The sequence below is a fragment of the Polaromonas sp. genome (assembly GCF_043778355.1).
Taxonomy (GTDB): domain Bacteria; phylum Pseudomonadota; class Gammaproteobacteria; order Burkholderiales; family Burkholderiaceae_C; genus Polaromonas.
The window spans coordinates 38800-65220 of the sequence record NZ_JAYWHI010000019.1 but is presented as its reverse complement, the minus strand read 5'-3'; the positions used below and the strand labels follow the sequence as shown (position 1 = coordinate 65220).

Annotated in this window: 26 protein-coding genes and 1 pseudogene; 19 read left to right on the top strand and 8 right to left on the bottom strand. The window is 63.0% G+C overall.

The window, feature by feature from the left end:
* Positions 1–96: 96 nt before the first annotated feature.
* From ACH2CW_RS03215 to ACH2CW_RS03185, 7 genes are all read left to right on the top strand, one after another.
* Entirely contained in the window at positions 97–1353 is a 1257-nt protein-coding gene (locus tag ACH2CW_RS03215) for a pyridoxal phosphate-dependent aminotransferase (RefSeq protein ID WP_395055405.1), read from the top strand.
* 32 nt (positions 1354–1385) lie between these two features.
* Positions 1386–2708: a homoserine dehydrogenase gene (locus ACH2CW_RS03210; protein WP_395055413.1), complete on the top strand. Its 1323-nt coding sequence runs from the start codon at positions 1386–1388 to the stop codon at positions 2706–2708.
* A complete protein-coding gene (gene thrC, locus ACH2CW_RS03205) occupies positions 2708–4168 on the top strand; it encodes a threonine synthase (protein ID WP_395055404.1) in 1461 nt (486 codons plus the stop codon). Before ACH2CW_RS03210 ends, thrC begins: the two co-directional genes overlap by 1 nt.
* Positions 4169–4246: 78 nt before the next feature.
* Positions 4247–4780 (top strand): molybdopterin-guanine dinucleotide biosynthesis protein B, encoded by a 534-nt coding sequence (mobB, locus tag ACH2CW_RS03200; RefSeq protein WP_395055403.1) that lies wholly within the window; start codon positions 4247–4249, stop codon positions 4778–4780.
* Positions 4777–6045, top strand: coding sequence for a gephyrin-like molybdotransferase Glp (gene glp / locus ACH2CW_RS03195; RefSeq protein WP_395055402.1), 1269 nt, complete (start codon positions 4777–4779; stop codon positions 6043–6045). Before mobB ends, glp begins: the two co-directional genes overlap by 4 nt.
* Before the next feature lie 17 nt (positions 6046–6062).
* Positions 6063–6314, top strand: a complete 252-nt coding sequence (gene moaD, locus ACH2CW_RS03190) for a molybdopterin converting factor subunit 1 (protein WP_395055401.1) — start codon at positions 6063–6065, stop codon at positions 6312–6314.
* Position 6315: 1 nt separating this feature from the next.
* Entirely contained in the window at positions 6316–6789 is a 474-nt protein-coding gene (locus tag ACH2CW_RS03185) for a molybdenum cofactor biosynthesis protein MoaE (RefSeq protein ID WP_395055400.1), read from the top strand.
* A 12-nt stretch (positions 6790–6801) separates the two neighbouring features.
* Here ACH2CW_RS03185 and ACH2CW_RS03180 read toward each other — a convergent pair whose 3' ends face one another.
* Complete coding sequence (locus tag ACH2CW_RS03180) at positions 6802–7293, bottom strand: MarR family winged helix-turn-helix transcriptional regulator (RefSeq protein WP_395055399.1); 492 nt, start codon at positions 7291–7293, stop codon at positions 6802–6804.
* Positions 7294–7398: 105 nt separating this feature from the next.
* Between ACH2CW_RS03180 and ACH2CW_RS03175 the strand changes: the two genes are divergently transcribed.
* Positions 7399–8412, top strand: a complete 1014-nt coding sequence (locus ACH2CW_RS03175) for a tripartite tricarboxylate transporter substrate binding protein (RefSeq protein ID WP_395055398.1) — start codon at positions 7399–7401, stop codon at positions 8410–8412.
* 196 nt (positions 8413–8608) lie between these two features.
* On the top strand, positions 8609–9847 hold the full coding sequence (locus tag ACH2CW_RS03170; protein ID WP_395055397.1) for a flavin-dependent oxidoreductase: 1239 nt from the start codon (positions 8609–8611) through the stop codon (positions 9845–9847).
* 4 nt (positions 9848–9851) lie between these two features.
* Here ACH2CW_RS03170 and ACH2CW_RS03165 read toward each other — a convergent pair whose 3' ends face one another.
* The gene (locus ACH2CW_RS03165; protein WP_395055396.1) at positions 9852–10448 is read right to left on the bottom strand and encodes a hypothetical protein; all 597 of its coding nucleotides are present in this window, start codon (positions 10446–10448) and stop codon (positions 9852–9854) included.
* Between the two features lie 105 nt (positions 10449–10553).
* On the opposite strand from ACH2CW_RS03165, the gene clpB reads away from it, so the two are divergent.
* Complete coding sequence (gene clpB, locus ACH2CW_RS03160; RefSeq protein WP_395055395.1) at positions 10554–13154, top strand: ATP-dependent chaperone ClpB; 2601 nt, start codon at positions 10554–10556, stop codon at positions 13152–13154.
* A gap of 127 nt (positions 13155–13281) precedes the next feature.
* Here the strand turns inward: clpB and ACH2CW_RS03155 are convergent, their stop codons facing one another.
* Positions 13282–13890, bottom strand: a complete 609-nt coding sequence (locus ACH2CW_RS03155; protein ID WP_395055394.1) for a TetR/AcrR family transcriptional regulator — start codon at positions 13888–13890, stop codon at positions 13282–13284.
* 149 nt (positions 13891–14039) lie between these two features.
* On the opposite strand from ACH2CW_RS03155, the gene ACH2CW_RS03150 reads away from it, so the two are divergent.
* The 6 genes and pseudogenes from ACH2CW_RS03150 to ACH2CW_RS03125 all read left to right on the top strand — a co-directional run bounded on the left by ACH2CW_RS03150 (position 14040) and on the right by ACH2CW_RS03125 (position 18561).
* Positions 14040–14966 (top strand): ketopantoate reductase family protein, encoded by a 927-nt coding sequence (locus tag ACH2CW_RS03150; protein ID WP_395055393.1) that lies wholly within the window; start codon positions 14040–14042, stop codon positions 14964–14966.
* Complete coding sequence (locus ACH2CW_RS03145; RefSeq protein WP_395055392.1) at positions 14959–16059, top strand: enolase C-terminal domain-like protein; 1101 nt, start codon at positions 14959–14961, stop codon at positions 16057–16059. The genes ACH2CW_RS03150 and ACH2CW_RS03145 overlap by 8 nt, the downstream gene beginning before the upstream one ends.
* 299 nt (positions 16060–16358) lie before the next feature.
* A pseudogene (locus ACH2CW_RS03140) lies at positions 16359–16469 on the top strand (integrase); the annotation flags it as partial.
* A gap of 238 nt (positions 16470–16707) precedes the next feature.
* Positions 16708–17640, top strand: a complete 933-nt coding sequence (locus ACH2CW_RS03135) for a histone deacetylase family protein (RefSeq protein ID WP_395055391.1) — start codon at positions 16708–16710, stop codon at positions 17638–17640.
* An 8-nt stretch (positions 17641–17648) separates the two neighbouring features.
* Positions 17649–17846: a hypothetical protein gene (locus ACH2CW_RS03130; RefSeq protein WP_188708628.1), complete on the top strand. Its 198-nt coding sequence runs from the start codon at positions 17649–17651 to the stop codon at positions 17844–17846.
* Positions 17839–18561 carry a transporter substrate-binding domain-containing protein gene (locus ACH2CW_RS03125; RefSeq protein ID WP_395055390.1) on the top strand — a complete coding sequence of 241 codons (723 nt, stop codon included), beginning with the start codon at positions 17839–17841 and terminating at the stop codon, positions 18559–18561. Before ACH2CW_RS03130 ends, ACH2CW_RS03125 begins: the two co-directional genes overlap by 8 nt.
* 105 nt (positions 18562–18666) lie before the next feature.
* Here ACH2CW_RS03125 and ACH2CW_RS03120 read toward each other — a convergent pair whose 3' ends face one another.
* Both ACH2CW_RS03120 and ACH2CW_RS03115 read right to left on the bottom strand, forming a co-directional pair.
* Complete coding sequence (locus tag ACH2CW_RS03120; RefSeq protein WP_395055389.1) at positions 18667–18915, bottom strand: DUF3297 family protein; 249 nt, start codon at positions 18913–18915, stop codon at positions 18667–18669.
* Between the two features lie 7 nt (positions 18916–18922).
* A complete protein-coding gene (locus tag ACH2CW_RS03115; protein WP_395055388.1) occupies positions 18923–19657 on the bottom strand; it encodes a YebC/PmpR family DNA-binding transcriptional regulator in 735 nt (244 codons plus the stop codon).
* Between the two features lie 497 nt (positions 19658–20154).
* Between ACH2CW_RS03115 and ACH2CW_RS03110 the strand changes: the two genes are divergently transcribed.
* Positions 20155–20814 (top strand): Crp/Fnr family transcriptional regulator, encoded by a 660-nt coding sequence (locus ACH2CW_RS03110; RefSeq protein WP_395055412.1) that lies wholly within the window; start codon positions 20155–20157, stop codon positions 20812–20814.
* 26 nt (positions 20815–20840) lie between these two features.
* On the opposite strand, the gene ACH2CW_RS03105 is transcribed toward ACH2CW_RS03110, so the two are convergent.
* Positions 20841–21545: a glutathione S-transferase N-terminal domain-containing protein gene (locus tag ACH2CW_RS03105; RefSeq protein ID WP_395055387.1), complete on the bottom strand. Its 705-nt coding sequence runs from the start codon at positions 21543–21545 to the stop codon at positions 20841–20843.
* A 180-nt stretch (positions 21546–21725) separates the two neighbouring features.
* Here ACH2CW_RS03105 and ACH2CW_RS03100 point away from each other — a divergent pair, with 180 nt between their 5' ends.
* The gene (locus ACH2CW_RS03100; RefSeq protein ID WP_395055386.1) at positions 21726–22355 is read left to right on the top strand and encodes a pyridoxamine 5'-phosphate oxidase family protein; all 630 of its coding nucleotides are present in this window, start codon (positions 21726–21728) and stop codon (positions 22353–22355) included.
* A gap of 109 nt (positions 22356–22464) precedes the next feature.
* Here ACH2CW_RS03100 and ACH2CW_RS03095 read toward each other — a convergent pair whose 3' ends face one another.
* Complete coding sequence (locus tag ACH2CW_RS03095; RefSeq protein ID WP_395055385.1) at positions 22465–23781, bottom strand: amidase; 1317 nt, start codon at positions 23779–23781, stop codon at positions 22465–22467.
* Positions 23782–23858: 77 nt separating this feature from the next.
* Between ACH2CW_RS03095 and ACH2CW_RS03090 the strand changes: the two genes are divergently transcribed.
* Complete coding sequence (locus tag ACH2CW_RS03090) at positions 23859–25274, top strand: coniferyl aldehyde dehydrogenase (RefSeq protein WP_395055384.1); 1416 nt, start codon at positions 23859–23861, stop codon at positions 25272–25274.
* A gap of 43 nt (positions 25275–25317) precedes the next feature.
* Here ACH2CW_RS03090 and ACH2CW_RS03085 read toward each other — a convergent pair whose 3' ends face one another.
* On the bottom strand, positions 25318–26178 hold the full coding sequence (locus ACH2CW_RS03085; RefSeq protein ID WP_395055383.1) for a CAP domain-containing protein: 861 nt from the start codon (positions 26176–26178) through the stop codon (positions 25318–25320).
* Positions 26179–26421 lie beyond the last annotated feature (243 nt).

Genomic DNA, 26421 nt, shown 5'->3' with positions numbered 1-26421 from the left:
CTGTGTTCTGGCTGCTGCGCCGCGCTTCATGCCGGTTGCCGCTGGGGTGATCCGCCCCCATGACGGTGTGGCCCCCGCTTATTTCCTGAGAGATGCATGAAACCGATCACCAAATCCGCCAAACTGGCCAATGTTCTGTATGACATCCGCGGCCCGATCATGGACGCCGCCAAGCAGATGGAAGAGGAGGGGCAAAAGCTCATCAAGCTCAACCTTGGCAACCTCGCGGCCTTCGGTTTTGACGCGCCCGAGGAAGTCCAGCAGGACATGATCCGCAATCTGCCGGCCTCTGCCGGTTACTCGGACAGCAAGGGCATTTTTGCGGCCCGCAAGGCGGTCATGCATGAGACGCAGAAGCAGGGCATCAAGGGCGTGGTGCTGGACGACATCTACCTGGGCAACGGCGCGAGCGAGCTGATCGCCATGGCCACCAACGCGCTGCTCGACGACGGCGACGAGTTGCTGCTGCCGGCGCCAGACTACCCGCTGTGGACGGCGTCCACCAGCTTGTCGGGCGGCACGCCGGTCCATTACCTGTGCGACGAAGCCAATGGCTGGATGCCTGATCTGGCCGACATCCGCGCCAAGATCACGCCCAAAACCAAGGGCATCGTGGTCATCAACCCGAACAACCCGACCGGCGCGCTGTATTCCGACGAACTGCTCAAGGGCATCGTTGCCATCGCGCGCGAACATGGCCTGGTGTTGCTGGCCGACGAGGTCTACGACAAGGTGCTGTATGACGGCGTCAACCACACGGCGCTGGCCAGCCTGTCCACCGACGTGTTGACGCTGACCTTCAACTCGCTGTCCAAGAGCTACCGCTCCTGCGGCTACCGCGCGGGCTGGCTGGTGGTGTCCGGCCCCAAGAAGCAGGCGCAGGATTACATCGAAGGCCTGAACATGCTGGCCAACATGAAGCTGTGCTCCAACGTGCCGGGCCAGTGGGCCATCCAGACGGCGCTGGGCGGTTACCAGAGTATCAACGACCTGACCTGCGAAGGCGGGCGCCTGCGCCGCCAGCGCGATCTGGCCTACGAGCTGATCACTGCGATTCCGGGCGTGAGCTGCGTCAAGCCGAGCGCCGCGCTGTACATGTTTCCGCGGCTGGATCCCAAGGTTTATCCAATCACCGATGACCGGCAGTTTTTCCTGGAGCTGCTCAAGGAGACCAAGGTCATGCTGGTGCAGGGCACCGGTTTTAACTGGGCCGCGCCCGACCATTTCCGCATCGTGTTCCTGCCGCATGAAGAAGACCTGCGCGAGGCCATCAACCGCATTGCCAAATTTCTCGAAAGCCGCAGAAATGCGGTACGCGCTGCCGGCGCACAGAGCGCAGAACTGATCAAGTGAGCCGAACAACCAACATGACGACATCGACGACTATGAAACCGATCAAGGTAGGCCTGCTGGGCATGGGCACTGTGGGCAGCGGAGTGTTCACCGTTTTGAAGCGCAACCAGGAAGAAATATTCCGTCGTGCCGGCCGCAGCATTGAAATTGCCATGGTCGCCGATCTCGATACCGCGCGAGCGCAGGCCGCTGCGGGCGTCGGCATCACGGTGGTGGACGACGCGCGCAAGGTCATCGCCAACCCCGAGATCGACATCGTGATCGAGCTGATCGGCGGTTATGGCATCGCCAAAGCGCTGGTGCTGGAAGCGATTGAAGCCGGTAAACATGTGGTCACCGCCAACAAGGCGCTGCTGGCCGTGCATGGCACCGAGATTTTTGCTGCGGCGCACCGCAAGGGCGTGATGGTGGCGTTTGAAGCGGCAGTGGCCGGCGGCATTCCCATCATCAAGGCGCTGCGCGAAGGCCTGACCGCCAACCGTATTCAGTGGATCGCCGGCATCATCAACGGCACCACCAATTTCATTCTCAGCGAGATGCGCGACAAGGGCCTGGACTTTGACGTGGTGCTCAAGGAGGCGCAGCGCCTCGGTTACGCCGAAGCTGACCCGACCTTCGACATTGAAGGTGTCGATGCCGCGCATAAGGCCACACTGATGTCGGCGATTGCCTTCGGTATCCCGGTGCAGTTCGACAAGGCCTATGTGGAAGGCATCACCCAACTGGGCGCGCAGGACATCAAATATGCCGAGCAGCTCGGCTACCGCATCAAGCTGCTGGGCATCACCAAACAGGCGGCAAAGGGCATCGAGCTGCGCGTGCACCCGGCCCTGGTGCCGGCCAAGCGCCTGATCGCCAACGTCGAGGGCGCCATGAATGCGGTGGTGGTGCAGGGCGACGCGGTGGGCACCACGCTGTACTACGGCAAGGGCGCGGGCAGTGAGCCCACCGCCAGCGCCGTGATTGCCGATCTGGTCGATATCGCGCGCCTGCATGGCGCCGATGCCGCGCAGCGCGTTCCGCATCTGGCTTTCCAGCCGGAGTCCATGAGCGACATGCCGATACTGGCCATGAGCGAGGTGGTTACCAGTTATTACCTGCGCCTGAACGTGGCTGACGAAGCCGGCGTGCTGGCCAAAGTCACCGGCATCCTGGCCGAAGCCGGCATCAGCATCGACGCCATGCTGCAGCGCGAGGCTGACGAGGTCGGTGGCGAGGGCGCGACCCAGACCGACCTGATCATCCTGACGCACGACTGCGTGGAAGCGAAGATGAACAGCGCACTCGCGCAGATGCAGGCGCTGCCGACGGTGCTGTCGCCGATCACGCGCATCCGCAAGGAAGAGTTGGCTTGATGCTTTATCTTTCCACCCGCGGACACACCGACCGCAAGCGTTTTTGCGAAATCCTGCTTGAAGGCCTGGCGCCCGACGGTGGCCTCTACCTGCCCGAGACCTACCCGCAGGTCGATGCGGCGACACTCGAAAAGTGGCGTGGCCTGCCGTATGCCAGCCTGGCCTTTGAGGTGCTGTCGCTCTACATCGACGACATTCCGGCCGCTGACCTGAAGGCGATCTGCGAGAAGACCTACACCGAGGAAGTCTTCGGTACGGCCGAAATTGTTCCCTTGCGCAAGCTCGAAAATGCTTCGACGGGCTCAGCACGAACGGATGTCTATCTGGAAGCCCTGTCCAACGGCCCGACGCTGGCCTTCAAGGACATGGCGATGCAGTTGCTGGGCAACCTGTTTGAGTACGAGCTGGCGCGCCGTGGTGAGGAGCTCAACATCCTGGGCGCCACCAGCGGCGACACCGGCAGCGCGGCCGAATACGCCATGCGCGGCAAGAAGGGCGTGAGGGTCTTCATGACCTCGCCGCAAGGGCGCATGAGCCCCTTCCAGCAGGCGCAGATGTTCAGCCTGCAAGACGAGAACATCCACAACCTCGCGCTCGAAGGTGTGTTTGACGACTGTCAGGACATCGTCAAGGCGGTGTCCAACGACCTGGACTTCAAGCGCAAGTACCGCATTGGCACCGTCAACTCGATCAACTGGGCGCGCTTGATGGCGCAGGTGGTCTATTACTTTTCTGGTTATTTTCAGGCGACGCAGGCTTCGACAGGCTCAGCCCGAACGGAAACTCCGAAGGTCAGCTTCACGGTTCCGTCGGGCAACTTCGGCAACGTCTGTGCCGGCCATGTCGCGCGCATGATGGGCCTGCCAATCGACAAACTGGTGGTCGCCACCAACGAGAACGATGTGCTCGACGAATTCTTTCGCACCGGCGTCTACCGCGTGCGGGCCAGCGCCGACACCCATGAGACCTCCAGCCCGTCGATGGACATTTCCAAGGCATCCAACTTTGAGCGTTTTGTGTTCGACCTGCTGGGCCGCGATGCGGCGCGTGTGGCTGATCTGTTTGGCGTGCAACTGTCGAAGCAGGGGTATTTCGATCTCAGCGGCGATGCGGTGTTCCGGTCAGCCGCGCAGCTTTATGGTTTTGCCAGCGGCAAAAGTACCCACGTCGACAGGCTGGAGACGATTCGCGACACCTTCAAGCGTTTCGGCACCATGATCGACACGCACACGGCCGACGGCCTGAAAGTCGCGCGCTCACACCTGCAAGCGGGCGTGCCCATGGTGGTGCTGGAGACGGCCTTGCCGATCAAGTTTGCCGAGACAATTGAAGAGGCGCTGGGCCGCTTGCCGGACCGGCCTGCAAAGTTTGAGGGCATCGAGGCCCTGCCCAAGCGTGTGCTGGTCATGCCTGCCGACGCTGCGCTGGTCAAGGCCTACGTCGCCAATAATGTGAAGTAAATCGGCCTTCAGCCCATGGTGGGCGGGCTCAAGTAGCTACTAAAGTCATAGCAAATTCGAATTGATCCAGGGCATTTCATGAACGTGGTTGCATTTGCCGGCTATTCCGGTTCGGGTAAAACAACGCTGGTCGAGAGCCTGATTCCGGCGCTCAAGCTGCGCGGTCTGCGGGTGTCGGTCGTCAAACATGCGCACCATAAATTCGACATTGACCACCCCGGCAAGGACACCCACCGCCACCGCCAGGCCGGCGCCTTTGAGGTGGTGGTGGCATCGAGCAACCGGCTCGCGCTGATCCGCGAGTTCGAGCAGCCCGCCGCGCTCACGGTGCATCACCTGATCGCCGAACTCTACGAAGGTGTGGACTGGGTGCTGGTCGAAGGTTTCAAGAGCAGCGACCTGCTCAAGGTCGAAGTCTGGCGCGCCGAATCCGGCAAGCCGGTGCGTTACCCGGACGACGACTTTGTGGTTGCCATCGCGACCGACTCGCCAGCGCAGTTGCCACAAACCACCCTGAGGCCGGTGCTGGATTTGAACGACCCTGAGGCCGTGGCGCAGTGGCTGATCAACAATCAGGACCGCTTTGTCTACAACGCCGAGATGCACGCATGAACCCAGCTCGCGCGACCAACGCAACTCCCGCTGCTGCTGCCCGCCCGCCGCTGCGCTCGCTGGACGACGCACTGGCCGAGTTGCTGGCCCATGCCGTGGCGCTGACAGGCATCGATAGCGTTTCCACTTTTGACGCTGACGGCCGCGTTTTGGCCGTTGATGTGGTCTCCGCGCTGCAGGTGCCGCCTGAAGACAACAGTTCCATGGACGGTTATGCCGTGCGCAGCGCCGAGCTCCCAGAAGCGGGCGTGGTGCTGCGGGTGTCGCAACGTATAGCGGCCGGCAGCAGTGGCAGTGCGCTGGAGCCCGGCACCGTCGCCCGTATTTTTACCGGTGCGCCCATTCCCGCCGGCGCTGATGCGGTGGTGATGCAGGAAGACTGCGAAACGGTCGCGGGCCGCGAAGGCTTTGTCAGCGTCCGGCAGCTTCCCAAAGCCGGCCAGTGGATTCGCCGCGCCGGTGAAGATGTGCGGCGCGGCGCCACCGTGCTCTCAAAAGGGGCGCGTCTCACGCCCGCTGCGCTTGGGCTGGCGGCCAGTATTGGCATGGATCGCCTGGAGGTGGCCCCAAAGCCGCGGGTGGCGCTGTTTTCGACCGGTGACGAACTCGTGATGCCCGGCGAGGTGGCGCCCGCGCAGATGCGACCCGGCGCGATCTACAACTCCAACCGCTTTTTCCTGCGCGCCTTGCTCACACGCCTGGGCTGCGAGGTCACCGACATGGGCATCGTGCCTGACCGGCGTGACGCCACACTCGACGCGCTGCGCAGCGCTGCCACGGCCCATGATCTGATCCTGACCAGCGGCGGTGTCTCGGTGGGTGAGGAAGATCACATCAAACCGGCGGTGCAGCAACTCGGCTCGCTGGACCTGTGGCAGATCGCCATCAAGCCTGGCAAACCGTTTGCCTACGGCAAGGTCGGTGCCGCGCACTTCATCGGCCTGCCCGGCAACCCGGTGTCCAGCTTCCTGACCTTTCTGGTGCTGGTGCGGCCCTTTCTGCTGAAGCTGCAGGGCGCCAGCGACCTGATGCCGCTGCCTGTGCCCATGGTGGCGCATTTCGACTGGCCGCGCGCCGACAAGCGCCGCGAGTTCTTGCGCGTGCGGCGCAATGCCGAGGGCGGGCTCGAACTGTTTGCCAACCAGAGCTCGGGCGTGCTGACCTCGGCGGTCTGGGGCGACGGCGTGATCGACAACCCGCCGGGCCAGACCATTCGCCATGGCGACATCGTGCCCTTCCTGCCGTTTTCGGCGCTGTTGTCCTGAAGGCAAAAGGCCCTGTCATGAAAATCACAGTCAAATATTTTGCGTCCATCCGCGAAGCGATGGGGCAGGGCAGCGAGTCCCTGGAGACCGCCGTTGGCACGTTAGGCGCATTGCGTGACGAACTGATCGCACGCGGACCGGTGTACGCCGAGAGCCTGGCGCGTGGTCGGGCGGTTCGCATGGCGCTCAATCAGGTGATGGTGGACGAATCGGCGGCGCTGTCCGATGGTGCCGAGGTGGCTTTTTTTCCGCCGGTGACGGGGGGCTGAGATGACTCAACGCGTCAGTATCCAGACCGCTGACTTCAATCTCGCCGACGAGATTGCCGCCTTGCGTGCCGATGACAAACGTGTCGGCGCGGTCTGCAGTTTTATTGGCACCGTACGCGACCGGAACGATGGCCTGAACGTCAGCAGCATGGAGCTCGAGCACTACCCCGGCATGACCGAAAAATCCATCGAGGCCATGATTGACGAGGCGCACAAGCGCTTCGACATTTACGGTGCCCGCGTGATCCACCGCGTCGGGCTGCTGCAGCCACTTGACCAGATCGTGCTGGTCGCCGTGAGCTCTGCACACCGCGGTGAGAGTTTCCAAGCCTGCGAATTCTTGATGGACTACCTCAAGACCCAGGCCCCGTTCTGGAAGAAAGAGCAAACGCCGGACGGCGCGCGCTGGGTCGATGCCCGTGTCAGCGACGATGCCGCGCTGGCCAAGTGGGGTATCCGGGCCAGCAACGGCTGAAGCTGTGCGGTTTCAAGCCGCTTCGTCTGTTCGGCCCGGTGGCACAAAAGCCGCGCGCGCCTCGCCTTCCAAGCCGGCGGTCAACACCTGCAGCAGGTCCACCAGTTGTGCCTGCTGCTTCGGGTCCAGCGGCGCCATCAGTCGGGTGTAGGCGCGTTCGGCAGGGTCTTGCGCTGTTTTCAACAGTGCCAGACCGGTCTCCGACAGAGAGATCGACAAATTGCGCCGGCTCAGCGGTGCGGGCACCCGCGCTATCAGCCCGCGCGTTTCCAGTCCGCGCAACACGCGCAGCACCGTCACCTTGTCAAAGCCCAGGGCCCGCGCCAGGCTGGACTGGTCCAGACCGGGGCTGGCGCGCAGCACGCTGAGCACACCAAATTGGGCCGGTGTCAGCCCGACGCTGCGGCATTCGTCTTCAAAAACGGCGGCGGAGATCTGATGGGCGCGACGCAGCAAAAAGCCGGGACGTGCGTAGAGTTGGGTGAGGTTGTGAAATGCGGGCACGGCAGTAAAAAGTTCTGGGTCGGTCTGGCTCTAAGGGAATTCATGGATTGTGCCTTGCCTGATTTGCCCAATACTTGTTAGCATGCAAACCAATTGAGGTCCCGGATGAATATTCTTTGCTTCCCTTGCCGCTGGCTCGCGCTGCGCACGGGCTCGCTGCTGGTCGCTGTGGCCTTCAGCACCGGACTACTGGCCCAAACCGCGCCCGCGCCGGCTGCCAATGCCTTGCCGCAAGCGCCGATCCGGCTGATCGTGCCCTTCACGCCGGGCACCGGCATCGACCTGATTGCGCGCACCGTGGGCCCCAAATTGTCGGAGCGTCTCGGCCGGCCGGTGGTGGTGGACAACCGCGCCGGCGCCTCCGGCAACATCGGCACTGAAGCGGTGGTGCGCGCCGCGCCCAACGGCAGCACCTTGCTGGTCACCGTTAACACGCTGGTGATGAACGCTGGCCTGTACCCGCAATTGCCCTTCGATCCGGTGAAAGATTTGACACCGGTGACGCTGACGAGCTGGGGCCAATTGATCCTGGTGGCGAACCCGAAGACCGGTTTCAAGACGGCGGGGGAGATGGTGGCAGCCGCGCGCAAGGCGCCGGGCCGTATCAACTACGGCTCGCCCGGCGTTGGCACGCCGCATCATTTGTCGATGGAGCTGTTCAAGGCCACGGCTGGTGTGTTTGTGACGCACATTCCTTACCGCGGTACCGGCCCGGCCCTGACCGATTTGCTCGGCGGGCAGATTGAAGCCATGTTTTTACCCATCCATGTCGCGTTGCCGCATGTGAAGTCCGGGCGGCTGCTGGCGCTGGGCATTGGCAGCGACAAGCGGCACCCGCTGTTGCCCGAGTTGCCGACACTGGCCGAGGCCAAAGCCGGCAATGTCAGCGTGGACATGTGGTACGGCATTTTTGCGCCGCCCGGCACTTCGCCAGAGCTGGTGGCTTTGTACAACCGCGAGATCAAGGAGATTTTGCTCAGCGATGAGGTCAAAAAAGCCTTCTCGACCCAGGGCATGGACCCGAGCAGCAGCACGCCGGGTGAGTTCAGAACCCTGGTCGAGACGGACGCCAAACGCTGGGCACAATTGATCAAGGCCCAGGGCATCACCGCCAACTGACGATTTGATCTGCTACTGAATTGATAGCTGTTGGCGCTTGTCCGCTATGGGCCAGCGACCGATTTGATGGTCATTTTTTATTCGCCGTCATCCCCGACCTGATCCGGGATCCATGCTGGATAAATCCCGGTTGCGGTGTGCCTGCATGGATGGCGGATCCAGTCCGCAATGACCCGTTCATTTGGAAAGAGAACACATGAAGATCACCATCGTCGGTGGCGGCATAGGCGGCCTGAGCCTGGCCCTGGCCCTGCACCAGCGCGGCCTGGCCTGCGAGGTCCATGAAACCGTGCCTGAAGTCAAGGAGCTTGGTGTTGGCATCACCTTGCTGCCGCACGCCATGCGCGAGCTCGCTACGCTGGGCCTGCAGGCGTCCATCGAGGCCGTCGGTATCGAAAACGAAGAAAGCGTGTTTTTCAACCGCTTCGGCCAGTTCATCTACAAGGAGCCGCGCGGCCGCCATGCCGGTTACGCGCTGCCCGAGATCGGCATTCCGCGCGGCAAGCTGCACCGCCTGCTTTACGAGGCTTGTTTGGCCCGCCTGGGCGCACACGCCATCCACACCGACCAACGCTGCACCGGCGTGACGCAGGACGACAGCGGCGCCACCGTGCAGTTCACGCAAACATCAACCGGCGTGCCCCTGCCGCCGGTGCGAACCGACGTGGTGATTGCCTGCGACGGCGTCAACTCCACCGTGCGGCGCCAGTTCTACCCCGACGAGAAAGTCGCGTTTGCCGGCATCAACACCTGGCGCGGCGTGACCCGGCACAAGCCGATCCTGACCGGCAAGAGTTATATGCGTATCGGTTCCATCGACACCGGCAAGATGGTGATCTACCCGATTGTTGATCGGCCCGATGACGAGGGCCACCAGCTGATCAACTGGGTGGCCGAGATCCAGCGTGACAACGCGGCCATGAACGACTGGAACCACGCAGGCGACGCCAAGGACTTTCTGGACATCTTCAAGGACTGGCGGTTCCCATGGCTGGACGTGACGGCACTGATCGCCAATGCCGAACAAATCCTTGAGTACCCGATGGTCGACAAGGACCCGGTGCCACAGTGGACCTTCGGCCGCGTGACGCTGTTGGGCGACGCTGCGCACCCGATGTACCCGCGCGGCTCCAACGGTTCGGCGCAGGCCATCATCGACGGGCGAACGCTGGCCGAACAACTGGCCGGAGCCGGTGGGGACGGCCGCGCCGCGCTGCTGGCCTATGAAAAGCTGCGGCTGGCGCCCACGACCAACATCGTGCTGACAAATCGTTCGGTGCCGCCAGACTTCATCAACATCAAGGTCGACGAACTCAGCGGCGGCAAGCCATTTGCCAACATTGACGAGCTGATCAGCCAGCAGGAGCTGCGCGAGATATCGGAGCACTACAAAAAAGTCGCCGGCTTTTCGCTCGAAGCGGCCAAGGCCGGTTGACGTCTCAGTTCAGGTATTTGGGTTTGGGCAGGTCGGCTGCAAGTTCGGCCGGCTCTGTGGGTGGGGCCACATCCTGCAAGGGCGAGGTCGCAGGAAAATGCAGCCACTGCGAGGCGTTCAGGCTATGGTGCAGCAGTTGCAGCAGACCGTTGCTGAGCTGCGGATCCATCATGACCTGAAAATTGCGAATGGTTGCGCGGTCCGGTATTTTTTCAAACATCTGCAGTCGCAACTGGTGGTTGTCGAGCAGCGTGACCTTGACCTCTGTCAGCAGCAAGGGCTCGGGGCCCAGCACCGGGTCGCCGGGCTCGCCCTGGCGGCTCTGGTAGGGCGTCTCAAAATCCCCGGTGCGCAGGGCCGCCTCTTTCTGGAAGGCCGTCAACAGTTGCCCGCGCTGGTCTTCCAGGGTGGCTGCGGGGGCCGCCGGCGCCGCGATTTTTGCCATCTGATCGCTGGTGGTCTGGCTCAGGATGGGCAGCAGCGCCAGGGCCAGGCGCCGCGTCAGCCAGGCGCGCAACTCGCCGCCTTCCTTGCCATTGATGCGTATCAACAGGCGGTCCTGTTCGTGGACGTAACTGACCGACACCTGGTGTATGTTCATGACAAGGATTTTAATCGTCTCACCCGGACAGGGTTGCTGCCCGCACTATTGAAACTGCCCGCTTTGAGCCCCAGATAAACAGCAATCACATTCAAGGGACGCCCCATGCGCCAGGACAAACTTACCACCAAATTTCAGGAAGCCCTCAGCGACGCGCAATCGCTCGCGCTGGGCAACGACAACGCCTATATCGAGCCGGCCCACCTGCTGGCCGCCATGCTGGGTCAGGACGACGGCCCCAGGGCGCTGCTGCAGCGTGCCGGGGTCAACGTGACCACCTTGCAGGCCAGCATTGACGCGGCCGTCAGGAAGCTGCCCACGGTGTCGGGGCAGGAGCAGATCCAGGTCGGCCCGGAGCTGGCCAAGTTATTGCAGGCGACGGAGAAAGAGTCGATCAAGCGCGGTGACCCCTTCATCGCCAGCGAGCTGTTTTTGCTGGCCGTGGCCGACAGCAAGGCCGAGCTCGGCAAGCTGGCCAAAGAGGCGGGCTTGAGCCGCAAGGCGCTCGAAGCAGCCATCGACACGGTGCGTGGCGGCGAGAAGATGGACAGCCCGGAAGCGGAAGGCCAGCGCGAGGCGCTCAAAAAATACTGCATGGACCTGACCGAGCGCGCCCGCCTGGGCAAGCTGGACCCGGTGATTGGCCGCGACGACGAAATTCGCCGCGCCATCCAGGTGCTGCAGCGGCGCACCAAGAACAACCCGGTGCTGATCGGCGAGCCCGGCGTTGGCAAGACAGCCATTGTTGAAGGCCTGGCCCAGCGCATCGTGGCCGGTGAGGTGCCTGAATCGCTCAAGGGCAAACGCGTGCTGAGCCTGGACATGGCCGCCTTGGTGGCTGGCGCCAAGTTTCGCGGCGAATTCGAGGAGCGTCTGAAAACCGTGCTCAAGGAACTCGCCAAGGAAGAAGGTCAGACCATCGTCTTCATCGACGAACTGCACACCATGGTCGGCGCCGGCAAGGCCGAAGGCGCGATGGATGCCGGCAATATGCTCAAGCCGGCACTGGCACGCGGCGAGCTGCACTGCGTGGGCGCCACCACGCTCGACGAATACCGCAAGTACATCGAAAAAGATGCTGCGCTGGAGCGCCGCTTCCAGAAAATTCTGGTCGGTGAGCCCTCGGTGGAAGCCACCATCGCCATCCTGCGCGGGCTGAAGGAAAAGTACGAGCTGCACCATGGCGTGCAGATCACCGACCCGGCCATCGTGGCCGCGGCTGAACTGAGCCACCGCTATATCACCGACCGGTTTTTGCCCGACAAGGCGATTGACCTGATCGACGAAGCCGCCAGCAAGATCGCCATCGAGCGCGACTCCAAGCCCGAAGTGATGGACAAGCTGGACCGTCGGCTGATCCAGTTGCAGATTGAGCGCGAGGCCGTGCGCCGTGAAAAAGATGAATCCTCGCAAAAGCGTTTCGGCCTGATCGAGGAAGAAATCATCAAGCTGCAAAAGGAAATCTCGGACCTTGACGAAATCTGGCAGGCCGAAAAAGCCCAGGCGCTGGGCTCCAAGGACGTGATGGAAGAGATCGACCGCATCCGGTTCCAGATCGAGGAGCAAACCCGCAAGGGCGACTTCAACAAGGTGGCCGAGCTGCAGTACGGCAAGCTGCCCGAGCTGGAAAAACGGCTCAAGGAAGCGCAGGATGCCGAGGCCAGCAAAGGCAAATCGAACGCACCCACCCTGCTGCGTACCCAGGTGGGTGCCGAGGAGATCGCTGAGGTCGTCGCTCGCGCAACCGGCATCCCGGTCAGCAAACTGATGCAGGGCGAGCGCGACAAGCTGCTACTCATGGAAGGCAAGCTGCACGAACGTGTGGTCGGCCAGGCCGAGGCCATCGGTGCGGTTGCCAACGCGATCCGCCGTTCACGCTCGGGTCTGAGTGACCCGAACCGGCCCACGGGTTCCTTCCTGTTCCTCGGCCCCACCGGCGTCGGCAAGACCGAGCTCTGCAAGGCGCTGGCCGGCTTTCTGTTCGACAGCGAAGACCACCTGATCCGCGTCGATATGAGTGAGTTCATGGAGAAACACTCGGTCGCCCGCCTGATAGGCGCGCCGCCCGGTTATGTCGGTTACGAGGAGGGCGGTTATTTGACCGAAGCGGTGCGCCGCAAGCCCTATAGCGTGCTGCTGCTCGACGAGGTGGAAAAAGCCCACCCCGATGTATTTAACGTGCTGCTGCAGGTGCTCGACGACGGCCGCCTGACCGACGGCCAGGGCCGCACCGTGGACTTCAAGAACACTGTCATTGTCATGACCAGCAATATCGGCTCACCCATCATCCAGTCCATGGTTGGCAAGCCGTATGAGGAGGTCAAGGATGCGGTGACGGATGAGCTGAAAAACTACTTCCGTCCCGAGTTCTTGAACCGCATCGACGAGACGGTCGTGTTCCATTCGCTGGACGCGAAAAACATCGAGTCGATTGCGCGCATCCAGTTGCAGACGCTGATCGCGCGCTTGCAGAAGATGGACCTGACGATGGAGGTGTCGGAAGCGGCAATTGCCGAACTGGCCAAGGTCGGTTTCGATCCGGTGTTTGGCGCGCGGCCACTGAAACGCGCGATCCAGCAGCGCATCGAGAACCCCTTGAGCAAGCTCCTGCTCGAAGGGCGCTTTCCGCCCAAGAGCACGATCCCGGTCGATGTGGACCCGGTGCTTGATCCGGGCGTGTTCCGGTTCGACCGCGCGGTGGGGTGAACGTGGGAGCGGACACGCTATTTTTTGGATAGCTGCTAACGCCCGCCCCTTTTCTTCTGTAGGCGTTTTTCGTTCGCTAGAAAAATCTGTAAAGCGAAGCGGCCGAACGCTCTGAGCGCTGAATGGCTCAGTGCAGGGCGCCGCCTGCGGCTGAACCGGCCAGTGTGCCAAGCGCGGTGGCGACCACCGCTTGCAGCACCCGCCGTTCGGGCCGCGTCTTGGCGAGCACGTTCAAGCCCTGCACCGTACATACCAGAAAGGTGGCGGTCTCCCCCACCGACAGTGCCGGGTGCGCGTCGCCAGCGCGTTTTGCACGTTCGACGGCACCTTCAAAAGCAACTTCCAGGCGTGTCAGGTGCAGCCGGAAGGCCTCGGCGATCTCGGCGTCGCGCAGCGCAAACTCAACAACCGAGTTGGTCACCAAGCAGCCCCACTGACGCTTGCCGTCCACCATGGCGTCAATCAGTTTGGCGAAATAGTCCTCCAAGCTGGCCAAGCCCGACGGGTTGCCGTTCAGGCGTCCGATGGCCTCGTGCGACACCACCCGCATGTAGCGTTGGAGGGCCTGCACGAAGATGCCGCGCTTGTCCCCGAAAGCCGAATAAAGACTGCCCGGATTCAGGCCGGTGGCGCGGCAGATCTCCTGCACGCCGACGGCGTCAAAGCCGCGCGCCCAGAACACGTCAACCGCGCGGTCGAGCACGTCGTCGGTATTGAATTCGCGCGGTCTTCCCATGCGAAAATTATATAACGATCGTTCTTGTAATAGAGCTCCTTGCAGCTATATTTTTTCGTTATTACCAATGTGAAATGAAAAATAGCAGTTAAAACTACAACTGAAAGTTCTCATGTATTATTAAACGATCATTTAAAAAAAGGTTGAATATGAAAATCGCAGTAATGGGCGCAGGCGGTGTTGGTGGCTACTTTGGGGCGAAGCTGGCCCAAAGCGGTTGCGACGTGACTTTTATTGCGCGTGGCAAACATCTGGCGGCGATTCAGGCCAATGGGCTCAAGATCACCAGCGCGGCGGGCGACCTGCACATCCAGGGCGCCAAGGCCACCGCCGACCCCAGAGAAGTCGGCCCAGTGGACCTCGTGCTCTTCGGCGTGAAGCTGTGGGACACCGCATCGGCCGCCGAGGAGATTCGCCCGCTGATCGGCCCGGACACGGCCGTCATCTCGTTTCAAAACGGCGTGGTCAAGGACGAAATTTTGCAGGTCGCGTTGGGTAAGGCCGCCGTGGTTGGTGGGGTTTGCTACATCGCGGCGTCCATCGCCAGCCCAGGCGTCATCAGTCACACCGGCAGCATGCAAAAGCTGGTGTTCGGCGAATATGGCGGTAGCCGCTCAGAGCGCATCGAGCGCTTTCTGGCGGCTTGCCAGGCTGCCGGCATCGACGCCGAGATTAGCGACGACATCAACAAAACAATCTGGGAAAAGTTTGTTTTCCTCGTGGCCTTGTCGGGCAGCACCGCTGCCACCCGCACCCCCATCGGCAAGGTGCGCGCCCATCCGCAATCGCGCCAACTGGTGACCGGCCTGCTGCAGGAGGCGATTGCCGTCGGTCTGGCCGAAGGCGTGGCGCTGCCTGACGGTTTTCTGGCCAACCGCATGGCTTTTTGCGACCAGTTGCCAGAGACCATGACGTCTTCCATGCACGGCGACCTGGAGCGCGGCAACCCGCTGGAGCTGCAGTGGCTGAGCGGCGACGTCAGCCGCCGCGGTGACAAGCTGCGCGTCGCCACGCCCATGAACACGGCGGTCTTCAACATCCTGGCGATACATTCAGAGGGCAAGCCCCATGCGTGATGCGCCTGCCTTGTTGACGGTGCGCGCCATCTCGGCGCGTGTGGTGTCGGTGCCGATGAACCGGCCGCTGTGGACCAGTGCGCAAGTGATGCGGCAGGCGCCGCTGTTGCTGGTCGATCTGCACACCGAGGAGGGCATTACCGGCCATGCCTACCTGTTTTGTTATCTGCAGGCGGCAGGCGGCGCCATTTCGGCCATACTGGCCGACGTCGGCACGCGCCTCAAGGGCAAGCCTGTCACGCCGATGTTGCTTCGCAAAGCCATGGCCGACGCCGCGCGCCTGATCGGCCAGCGCGGCATCATGTCGATGGCGGCTGCCGGCGTCGATATGGCCGCGTGGGATGCGCTGTCCAAAGCTGCCGGCCTGCCGCTGGTGCGCATGCTCGGCTCCGAGCCCCGGCCCATCCAGGCCTACAACAGCAACGGCCTGGGCCTGATCGGCCCGCAAGAGGCCGCCGATGAAGCGCTTGAATTGCTGGAGGGCGGTTTCACCGGCATCAAAATGCGCCTGGGTCGCCCGACCGCGCAGGCCGACCTGGCCGCCGTGCAAGCCGTGCGCCAGGCGCTGCCCGATAGCGTCGCGCTGATGGCCGACTACAACCAGGCCTTGAACATGGTCGACGCTTCTGCGCGCTGCGCCATGCTGGACGGCGAGGGCCTGTACTGGATCGAGGAGCCCATGCGTCACGACGACTACGCCAGTTATGCCGAACTCCGGCGCGAGCTGGCCACACCGCTGCAGATCGGCGAAAACTTCGCCGGCCCCAAAGGCATGGCCACCGCGCTGGCGGCGTGCTGCACCGACTTTGTCATGCCCGACGCCGAGCGCATAGGCGGCGTGTCGGGCTGGATGGAAGCCGCAGCGCTGGCCGCCGCGCAAGACATTCCCATGTCGTCGCACCTGTTCCCGGAAGTCAGCGTGCACCTGCTGGCCGCCACACCCACCTGTCACTGGCTCGAATACATGGACTGGGCCTCGCCTATCCTGCAGTCACCGCCTGAAGTGATCGAGGGCAATCTCACGCCAGGCGAAGCGCCGGGCAGCGGCATGGCCTGGGATGAGGAGGCGGTGGCGCGGTATCTGGTGGGGTGACGCTACAACTTTAATAGCTAATAGCGCTGACTGAAAAAGGGCCGGGGTTGGATTTGATGCTGAAAGCTCAAGGCGTGGGGGCTGCAAGTGCGAACTGCTTGCGAGCGCGGCCAATGATGGCCAAGGCGCATTGCAAGCAGCCCGTCGCGGCCGATCTGACGGGCTTTCCCGCGGCTGCTGGTGTTAGCTATTGGCAGTGTTTGGTTATCGATAGTCAATCGCTGCGACTGCTTGAGCGAACCCCGACAGCTGGGCTGTTGGGTCAAGCAAATCGGTTCATCAACCGATAAGTTCTGATCCTTCGTGAGGCTCAGAAGCTTCTCGGCCACAGCGATGTTTGCACGACGATGATTTACACGCACGTGCTCAAGGTCTCTGCGGGCAAGACGTCGAGTCTTTTGGACTCACTAGGAGCTTGCAGACCGGCAGCGGGCCACGCTTTATTGAGCTGGCATCATCTTCTTGCGACTGGCCAGCAGCGAATTGAAAACCCGCTGTCGAAGTTGCTGCTCGAAGGGCGCTTTCCGCCCAAGAGCACGATCCCGGTCGATGTGGATCCGATCCAGAATCCGGGCGTGTTCAGGTCCGAGGTGGCGCCGGGTTGAACGGTGGGTTCGCTATCATGGGTGTCCAGCTACTGCGACCATCATGACCACCCTGATCTACACCCACCAAGCCTGCTTTGACCACCGCCCAGGTCCGCATCACCCCGAGTCGCCCGCGCGCCTCGAAGCCGTGCTGCAGGCACTGAAGACACCGGAATTTTCGGGCGCAGTCTGGCGCGATGCGCCGATGGCTTCCTTCGAGCAGGTGCTGCATGTGCACACGCCCGACTATGTGGACCAGGTTCAGGCCGCGTCGCCGACCGAGGGCTACCGCGCGCTTGATGCGGGTGACACCATCCTGTCGCCGGGTTCGCTGGAGGCGGTGATGCGTTGTGTGGGCGCGGCCTGTGCCGGTGTGGACGATGTGGTGTCCGGGGAGGCGGCCAATGTTTTTTGCGCCACACGCCCTTGCGGCCACCATGCCGAGGCAGACCAGGCCATGGGTTTTTGTGTGTTCAACCAGGCCGCCATTGCCGCGCTACATGCGCGCGAGCAACACGGCATCCAGCGCGTCGCGGTGGTCGACTTCGATGTGCACCACGGCAACGGCACGCAGAACTCGTTCTATGACGACCCCGACCTGTTTTACGGCTCCTGCCACCAGTCGCAGTTTTACCCAGGCACCGGCGAGCGCCATGAAACCGGTGTGGCCGGCAACATCGTCAACGTGCCCTTTCCGCGCGGCACGGGGTCAAGCGCCTTTCGCGCGGCCATGACCACCCAGTTGCTGCCCGCCCTGCGCAAGTTCGCGCCTGGGCTGCTGATCATCTCGGCCGGCTTTGACGCCCACCACCTGGACCCGCTGGGCGGACTGCAGTTTACCGACGACGACTACCACTGGATCACCCGCGAACTGATGAAGGTGGCCGACGAAACCGCCGATGGCCGTGTGGTGTCCGTTCTGGAAGGTGGCTACAGCCTGGAAGGCCTGGCCAGTGGCACGGCAGCGCATGTGCGCGCGCTGATGGGCGAGTGAGGCTGGCCATGGAACGCAAACTCCGGGTCGGCCAGCCCATCACCCCTGAAGAATTCGACGAACTTTCCGACGCGCAGCTTGAGCGCCTGGTGCCCAAGGCCTACCGGGAGTTTTTCCCCGGCAAGGATGATTGCGCCGACGGTTATTTTTATTTGCATGACGGCACGGCCTGGAGTTTTTACAAGGGAGGATTTCTCGATGACTGATCTGGCCAAGGAATTTGCGCCTGCGGGCAGGTTGCGCGCTTCGCTGAACATGGGCAACCCGGTGCTGGCACACAGCCACACGGCCACGGAAAAGCCGGCCGGTGTCACCATCGACCTGTCGCGTGAATTTGCGCGTGAGCTGGGCGTGGCGGTGGATTTTCTGCAGTTCGACACCGCCGCCAAATCGGTGGCGGCGCTGGCTGCCGGCGAGGCCGACATCGGTTTCATGGCGATTGATCCGCTGCGCGCCGCGACCACACATTTCACGCCGGCCTATGTGCAGATTGAGGGCTACTACCTCGTTCCGGAAGCCTCGACGATCCGGACCAATGCCGACGTGGACCGCGCCGGCACACGCATTGTGATGGGTGCCGGCAGTGCCTACGGCCTGTACCTGCAGCGCCATATCCAGCACGCCACGCTGGTGCAGGTGCCCACGTCAGAAGCGGTGGTTGATGCCATGCTCAAGGACGGCCTGGAAGTGTCGTCCGGCGTGAAGCAGGGGCTGGAGGCGGACGCGCGCCGCGTTGGCGGCGTGCGTCTGCTGGGCGAGCGCTTCATGGTGATCAACCAGGCGATGGCCATGCCGAAAGCGCGCAGCGCTGCTGCGGCTGCTTTTCTCGATGATTTTGTAGCCCGCATGAAAAACAGCGGGTTTGTCGCCGCGTCGCTGGCGCGTCACGCGATTGTGGGCGCGACCGTCGCCGACAACTGATCCCCGGCCGGTCAAGGCGCTCCTCTTTTGATAGCTGCCTGCGCCCGCCAATTATGGGCTGGAGGGCTTTTTTATTGATGACCGACAGGTGTGGCCGAGCGCCCGTTACTTGTAAAACGCCTCAACCTTGCCCTTGAGTTTGATCATCAAGGGATGGCCTTTGCGGTCCAGCGCCTTGCCGGCGGGCACCTTGATCCAGCGTTCGCTGATGCAGTACTCCTCGACGTCGGTGCGCTCCTTGTCGTTGAAACGAATGCCGATGTCGTGTTCGAACACGGCGGCGACGTGGTGCGGGCTGCGCGGGTCCACGGACAGGTGGTCGGGCAGGGGAGGAAGGGCGGCGGTGTCGTTCATGCTGGTTTCAAATGGAGTTGATCGGCAGGCTAGTGCCCAGGCCCGCGTAAATGGTCTGCACATCGTCGTTGGCGTCAATGGCCGCGAGAAAAGCTTCGACTTCTTCGAGCTCGGCGGCGCTCAAGGAGCCCGGGTCCACCGGATTTTTCGGCTTGTAGCCGAGTTTGGCAGACAGCACGGTGAAGCCCTGGGCCGGCAGGGCGCGGCTGACGATGTCGAGGTCGGTGGCATCGCTAAGAAACAGCGTTGTGCCTTCTTCCTCACCGGCTTCAAAGTCCTGGGCGCCGGCTTCAATCGCGGCCAGCTCGGGGTCGGCGCCGGCGGCTGCGGGCTCGGCCTCGATCATGCCGACATGGTCGAAGTCCCAGGCCACCGAGCCCGAAGTGCCGAGCTGTCCCTTGCGGAACAACACCCGCATTTCAGGCGCGGTGCGGTTCAGGTTGTCGGTCAGGCATTCGACCATCACCGGTACGCGGTGCGGCGCAAAGCCTTCATAAATCACATGTTCAAAATGGACAGCCTCGCCGGTCAGGCCGGCGCCTTTCTTGATGGCGCGCTCCAGCGTGTCCTTGGGCATGGACACCTTGCGGGCCTGCTCGACCACCAGCCGCAGCCGGGCGTTCAGAGCCGGGTCGGCGCCACTGCGCGCGGCGACCATGATTTCCTTGGCAAGTTTGCCGAAGACCTTGCCTTTGGCATTGGCCGCCAATTCCTTGCCTTTTGCTTTCCACTGCGCGCCCATGCTTGAAATTCCCTGGTGTTGTGGCGCTTTATGCGCCTGACTTTGACTTGGGTTGAGTTTATACACCCTGGCACGCACATTGGCCGCGTTCCTCCACCTCGCCAGGTTTCAGTGCCGCCGATTTCCCCGCGCCGTGCTCGGCCCAAGCCCGGTCTAGGCCCGCCGACTTGCCGCACCGAGGGACCAGCTTGTCGGACCTGTAGTGCAAATGCCCGCGCTGCTGTAGGCAAGCTACGTTGGCGCTCAAACAGGTTCGGTAGCGCACATACAACCAAGCATCGGCTCCCTAGAGTGGGCCATGAAGGCTTTTTGGGCGTGCCGTGTTTTGGCTTCCTGGAGCAAGTCTCGTTTGACCCAGGGCCACCATGCCGATCGCACCTCCCCGCACCAAGCCCAGCACCGGCAGCAAGAAAAAGCCAGCGACTCACCGCGTGGTCGTCCCCAGCTCAGGCGAGGCCAAACTCAATCGCCTGCTCGCCGCCTTGCCCGACACCGAAATGAAACGCTGGCTCCCAGAATTGGAACTGGTCGACCTGCCGCTGGGTCAGGTTCTGTACGAGGCAGACCATACCGAGACACATGTGTTTTTTCCCACTTCGGCGATCGTCTCGCTGCTGTACGTCATGGAAAACGGCGACTCGGCAGAAATTGCAGTGGTGGGCAATGAAGGCATTGTCGGCTTTTCGCTCTACATGGGTGGCAACTCCACCTCAAGTCGTGCCGTGGTGCAAAGCGCCGGCCTGGGTCTTCGCATGAAAGCCAGTGTCATCACCGAAGAGTTCCACACATCCCGCCCCGTCAGGCATCTGCTGCTGCGCTACACCCAGGCGCTGATCACGCAGATGTCGCAGACCGCGGTCTGCAACCGCCACCATTCGCTGGGCCAGCAACTGTGTCGCTGGCTGCTGCTGAGCCTGGACCGATTGCCCGGCAACGAGCTGGTGATGACGCAGGAGCTGATCGCCAACATGCTGGGTGTTCGCCGCGAGGGCGTGACAGAAAGCGCACTCAAGCTGCAGGACGCGGGGCTGATCAAATACGCGCGCGGCCGCATCACGGTTTTGGACCGCCTTGGCCTTGAGAAACGGTCCTGCGAGTGTTACGCGGTGGTCAAGAAGGAGTACGCACGCCTGCTGCCCAGACAGTTGGCAGGCTGACGCCCTGTACCGGCGCCAGCGCGTGATCAGGCCCGTGCCGGTATGGCCAGGCCCTTGACAACCGCAGAGCGCGCCACAAAACTTTCCAGCACGCGCTTGACGTGGACAAAGCTGTTGAAATCGACCAGCTCACCGGCGTCATAAAACCCGTTGAGGTTGCGCACCCAGCCGAAGGTCGCGATGTCGGCAATGGTGTAGTCGTCACCCATGATCCAGTTGCGACTTTCGAGGCGTTTGTCGAGCACGCCAAGCAGGCGTTTTGATTCGGCGACGTAGCGATCGCGCGGGCGTTTGTCCTCGTAGTCCTTGCCGGCGAACTTGTGGAAGAAGCCGAGCTGGCCAAACATCGGGCCGATGCCGCCCATCTGGAACATCAGCCACTGGATGGTTTCGTAACGTGTCGCCGCATCCTGCGACAGGAATTGACCGGTTTTTTCGGCCAGATACATCAGGATGGCGCCGGACTCGAACAGGGCCAGCGGTTTGCCACCGGGGCCGTGCGGGTCGAGGATGGCGGGGATCTTGTTGTTCGGGCTCAGCGACAAAAACGCCGGCGACATCTGCTCGTTGGTCGCAAAATCGACGAGGTGCGGCTCGTAGGGCAGGCCGGTCTCCTCCAGCATGATGGACACCTTAACGCCGTTGGGCGTGGGCAGCGAATAAAGCTGAAGCCAGTCAGGGTGTTGTGCAGGCCATTTGCTTGTGATGGGGAAGTTGGAAAGTGCTGTCATGGTGAAAAGAATTGTCTGGTCAAGCGCGCCCTGGTGCCGCACCGGGCAGCGAGCCCGCCCTGGCCGTGGGGGTATTTTCCAGGTTTGAGCCGCCAACGTTTCCGAGACTTTTTTACGCCGGTGATGCATCGCCCAGGATCCGGCCTCGCCGATAATTTGGCCTCGTTAACAGGCCGTCACATGACCCTCCCCCCAGACCCCCATGCCATCACAGATGCGACACAACTGGCAGCGCTTTTTGGCGACGTTGGTGACGCTTCCATCCGCAAAGAGGTGGCCTTCGTTCACCCGCATTACCGGGCGCTGATTGCAGCTTCGCCGTTTGCGGTGCTGGCGACAGCTGGCCCCGACGGGCTGGACGCGTCGCCGCGCGGCGACGCGCCCGGTTTTGTGCAGTTGCAGGACGACACCACCCTGCTGCTGCCCGAGCGCCGCGGCAACAACCGCGTGGACAGCCTGCGCAACATTCTTGCTGACCCGCGCGTGGCGCTGCTGTTCCTGATCCCCGGCGTGGGTGAGACGCTGCGTGTCAACGGGCGAGCCACCGTCACCACGGCGCCGGAGATGTTGGCGCGGTTTGTCGTGCAGGGGCAGTTGCCCAAATGTGTGATCGTCGTCAAGGTGGAGGCGGTGTTTTTCCAATGCGCGCGGGCCATTCAGCGCTCGGGCCTGTGGCAACCGCCTGCAGCCGATGCGCGGTCACGCCTGCCCAGCACCGGAACCATACTGGCCGCGCTGACGGCGGCAGCCATTGATGGCGAGAAGTACGACCGGGAGCTGGCGGAGCGGCAGCGGGCCACGCTGTATTGAGTACAGCGCTTCTTGCTATTAAATCAGTAGCTGTTTGCGATTATCTGGCATGGGCTGCAGCCTGATTTGGCTTAAATTTTCAGGCGTTGGTCTGAACCGCGACAGTGCATCAAGTGACCCTGAGCAGCGCTTCCACCGCCGCGCCCAGCGCCAGCAGCTCGCGGTCCCCGCCGCGTTTGCCGACCAGCATCAGCCCGACGGCCAGCCCGTTCTGGCTTGGCAGTGGCAGCGACAGCACCGGCAGGTCGAAAAAGTTGAACACCGAGGGGTTGCGCAGCAGCAAGGCGTTGGTACGCAAAAAGACATCTTCGTCCTGCACGTCGGCGATAAGCGGCGCCAGCAAGGGCACCGTGGGCAGTACCAGCGCATCGAGATGGGCCATGCGGGCGTCGAGCGCGGGCAGCAGCGCGGCGCGTGCCTGCTGGATGCCGACATAAGTGGCGGCGTCCAGCGTCTGGCCGCGGCGGATGCGGCCGAGCACGATGGGGTCGTAGGCTTCGGGCCGCGTGGCGACGCCAGCCTTGTGAATCCAGGCCGCCTCGGCGGCGACCAGCGTGCCGCCTTCCTGCAGGCGGAAGGGTTCACCCAGCAGATCATCGAGTGACTCATTGCTGAGCGTGGCGCCCGCAGTTGCCAACTGGCCGAGTGCGAGTTCCACCGCAGCCAGCACCGCGTCCTGCGTCTGGCTGAACAGCAGGCCGCGCGGCGCGCCCAGCCGCAGACCGGCCACCGCGCGGGACGGCAAGGGTTGGTCGGACGTGCCGGCCAACACACCATCGGTGGCTGCCGCGTCGGCCACGCTGCGGCACAGCGGCCCCACGCAGTCCAGTGTGAAGCTCAGTGGGTAAGCGCCGTCGCGCGGCACTCGGGCCTGTGTCGGCTTGAAGCCAACCAGGCCGTTAAGCGCCGAGGGAATTCGCACCGAGCCGCCCGTGTCGGAGCCGATGGCAATGTCGGCCATGCCACGCGCGACCGACACGCCTGCGCCCGACGATGAACCGCCGGGGATGCGGCGGGGGTCCAGCGCATTGCCGGGCGTGCCGTAGTGCGGGTTGATGCCCACACCTGAAAACGCAAACTCGGTCATGTTGGTTTTGCCGATGATCACGGCGCCCGCAGCGTGCAGACGGCTGACCACCAGCGCATCGTGCGCCGCCGGCGCCGCACCTTGCAACAGTTGTGATCCGGCCGTGGTGGCTTCACCGGCCACGTCGAACAGGTCCTTGATGGAGACAATGCGGCCGTCCAGCGGGCCCAGCCGCTTGCCTGCGCTTCTGCGCAGGTCAGAGGCCTGGGCAGCGGCGCGGGCGGTGTCTGGGTAAACGCGGGTAAAAATACGTCGGCCTTCGTCGCCAGCGGCGGTGATGGCTGCCAGCGCGGCTTCAAGCCGCTGGACGGCGGGGCTCTCAGTGAGGGTCGATGTCATGGCCAGATTATCTGCTGCCTCACCCGCCTGGAGTCAGCCACCTACCGCCAGCACACACTGCGGCCTATCATCGCCCGATGACCACGCCCACCCCCTCCCTGCGCTCTTTGTTCGACACCCAGCACCACGCCAGCCGCGCACAAATTGATGTGCCGCTGGCCTTGCGCCGCGACCGCCTGCTGCGCCTGCGCCGCCTGCTCGATGAATACGGCAGCGCGCTGGCGCAGGCCGTGCAACAGGATTTTGGCGTGCGCTCGCCACAGCTCACCGAGATTGCCGACCTGTTTGTGTTGCGCTCCCTGTTGTCGAACACCTTGAAGAATCTGGCGAAATGGATGAAACCGGTGAAAGTTGGCACGCCGCTGTACCTGCTGCCGGCCCGCGCTTTTCTGCAGCGCCAGCCGCTCGGTGTGGTGGGGGTGGTGTCGCCCTGGAACTACCCGGTGCAGTTGTCGCTGGGCCCGGTCATCACGGCACTTGCCGCCGGCAACCGCGTGATGCTCAAGCCGAGCGAGTTGACACCGGCCACCTCTGCGCTGCTGGAGAAACTGCTGGGCCAGGTGTTTGCCCCTGACGAGGTTTGTGTGGTGCAGGGTGACGGCGCGGTGGCGGCAGAATTTGCCACACTGCCGTTTGACCATTTGTTTTTCACCGGCTCCACTGCCGTTGGGCGCAAGGTCGCCGAAGCGGCGGCCGCCAACCTGACGCCGACCACGCTAGAGCTCGGCGGCAAGTCGCCCTGCATTGTTGATGCGTCCTGCGACCTTGATGCCGCTGCCATCAAGATTGCCCATGGCAAGCTGCTCAACGCCGGCCAGACCTGCATTGCGCCCGACTACGTGTTGGTGCCCAGCGGCAAGGAAGCCGCCTTCGGCGAAGCCTTTGCCCGGGCCGTGGCCACGCTGTTTCCCACGATTGCCGGCAACCCCGATTACGCGGCCATCATCAGCCCGCGCCACCATGAGCGCCTGCAGGCCTTGCTGGCCCAGGCCGAGGCCGGCGGTGCGCGGCTGCAGGTGGTCAACCCCGGTGGCGCAGCGGCCAGCGCGGCACGGCAAATGGCGCCGGTGCTGGTGTTCGACACGGCTGCGGATGACAAGCTGCTCAGCGAAGAAATTTTTGGCCCCATCCTGCCGGTGCTGGCCTACGCAAGCATGGACGAAGCCGTCAGCTACATCAACGCCCGGCCACGCCCGCTGGCGCTGTACTGGTTTGGCACCGATGCGGCGGCGCGCGATGCCGTGCTGGCCCGCACCGTCAGCGGCGGCGTCACCGTTAACGACACCTTGATGCACATCGCCCACGAGAATTTGCCCTTCGGCGGCGTCGGCGACAGCGGCTGGGGCAGCTACCACGGCGAGGCCGGCTTTCTGCGCCTGACGCAGCAAAAGCCGGTGCTGGTGCAGTCGAAGTGGGCGCGGGGCGACTTGTTTTACCCGCCGTATGGCAAGCGGTTTGACCAGGTGATGGGTTTGCTCAAGCGGCTGATTTGACGATGCCAGCGTCGGTCGGCGCGCATCATGCAAGTACGTAGCCTTAGCGCCCGGCCCCAAACACCTGCACCCAGTAAATCGCCTGCGCGCTCCAGGTGTTCACCACAAACGCGGAACCCATTTCAACAAAAGCTGGCGACATGATGTTGACGCAGTGGCTGGGGCTGTCCAGCCAGCCTTGCACGGCCAGCTCGGGCGTCATCTGGCCGGCGGCCAGGTTTTCGCCGATGTTGCGCCAGCGGTAGCCCATACGTGTGGCGCGGCCAGCCACGGTGCTGCCGTCGCGGGCGGTGTGGCTGAAGTAACTGTGTTGCGCCATGTCGGCGGCGTGGCCTGCAGCGACTTCTGTCAGCAGGGACTGATGCTGAAGTGGCGGCACGGCGACAAACAGCTCCTTGCCGCAGCGCCGTGGTTGGGCCCGTGCGGCGTTGACGAGCGCCAGGATGCGGGCCTCGACCTGTTCGCCCTGCGCGGCAGCGGGTGCGACAAAGGGTTGGCCCACCACCACCCAGAGCTGGTTGCCGCGCTGGTGAAAGCCGGCGTCTGTCATCGGCGGGTGCATCACCGCCGCGCAGGCCTTGCCCAGTGTTTTTGGCAGCAGTGTCGCCGGCGCGGTTGATGAGCGCACCGTGATCTGTGTGGCGTGCACGGCGCGGTAGTTGGCGGTTTTGAGGGCCTCGTCGAGCTTGCTGCCATCGGCCAGCAATGCGGCGACCCGCGACAGCGCGGCGTTTTCACGCAGCGCGGGCGTTCCCGCCGGGCCTTCGCCGCAGCCCTGTTGCCGGATGGTGTTGAGCTCGCGCAGCAAGGTCGGGTTGCCGGGGACGGGTGTCTGCGCGTGGAGCCAGGTGCAGATGGACAGCAGGCCCAGGGTCATCGATCCCGCCACAACTCTTGCCCGCATGTTTAGTCTCTTGCTGCGCGTCTGGTTCATCGGTTCATGATAGCCACATACCGTGGCAGTGTGGCTTAAGACACGGCGAGATACCAAAAATCAAACCATTGCTTGCTTCTGTAAAAAAACCTCGACTGCATTCGACGGTGGGATTTGTCCGCCCGATGCAGTCCGAGGAAATTTGGCTTGCAAATCAGCCTAAGGAAGCCAACGCGTGATCTGGATTGTGGGATGCAGATTACAGATTACAGG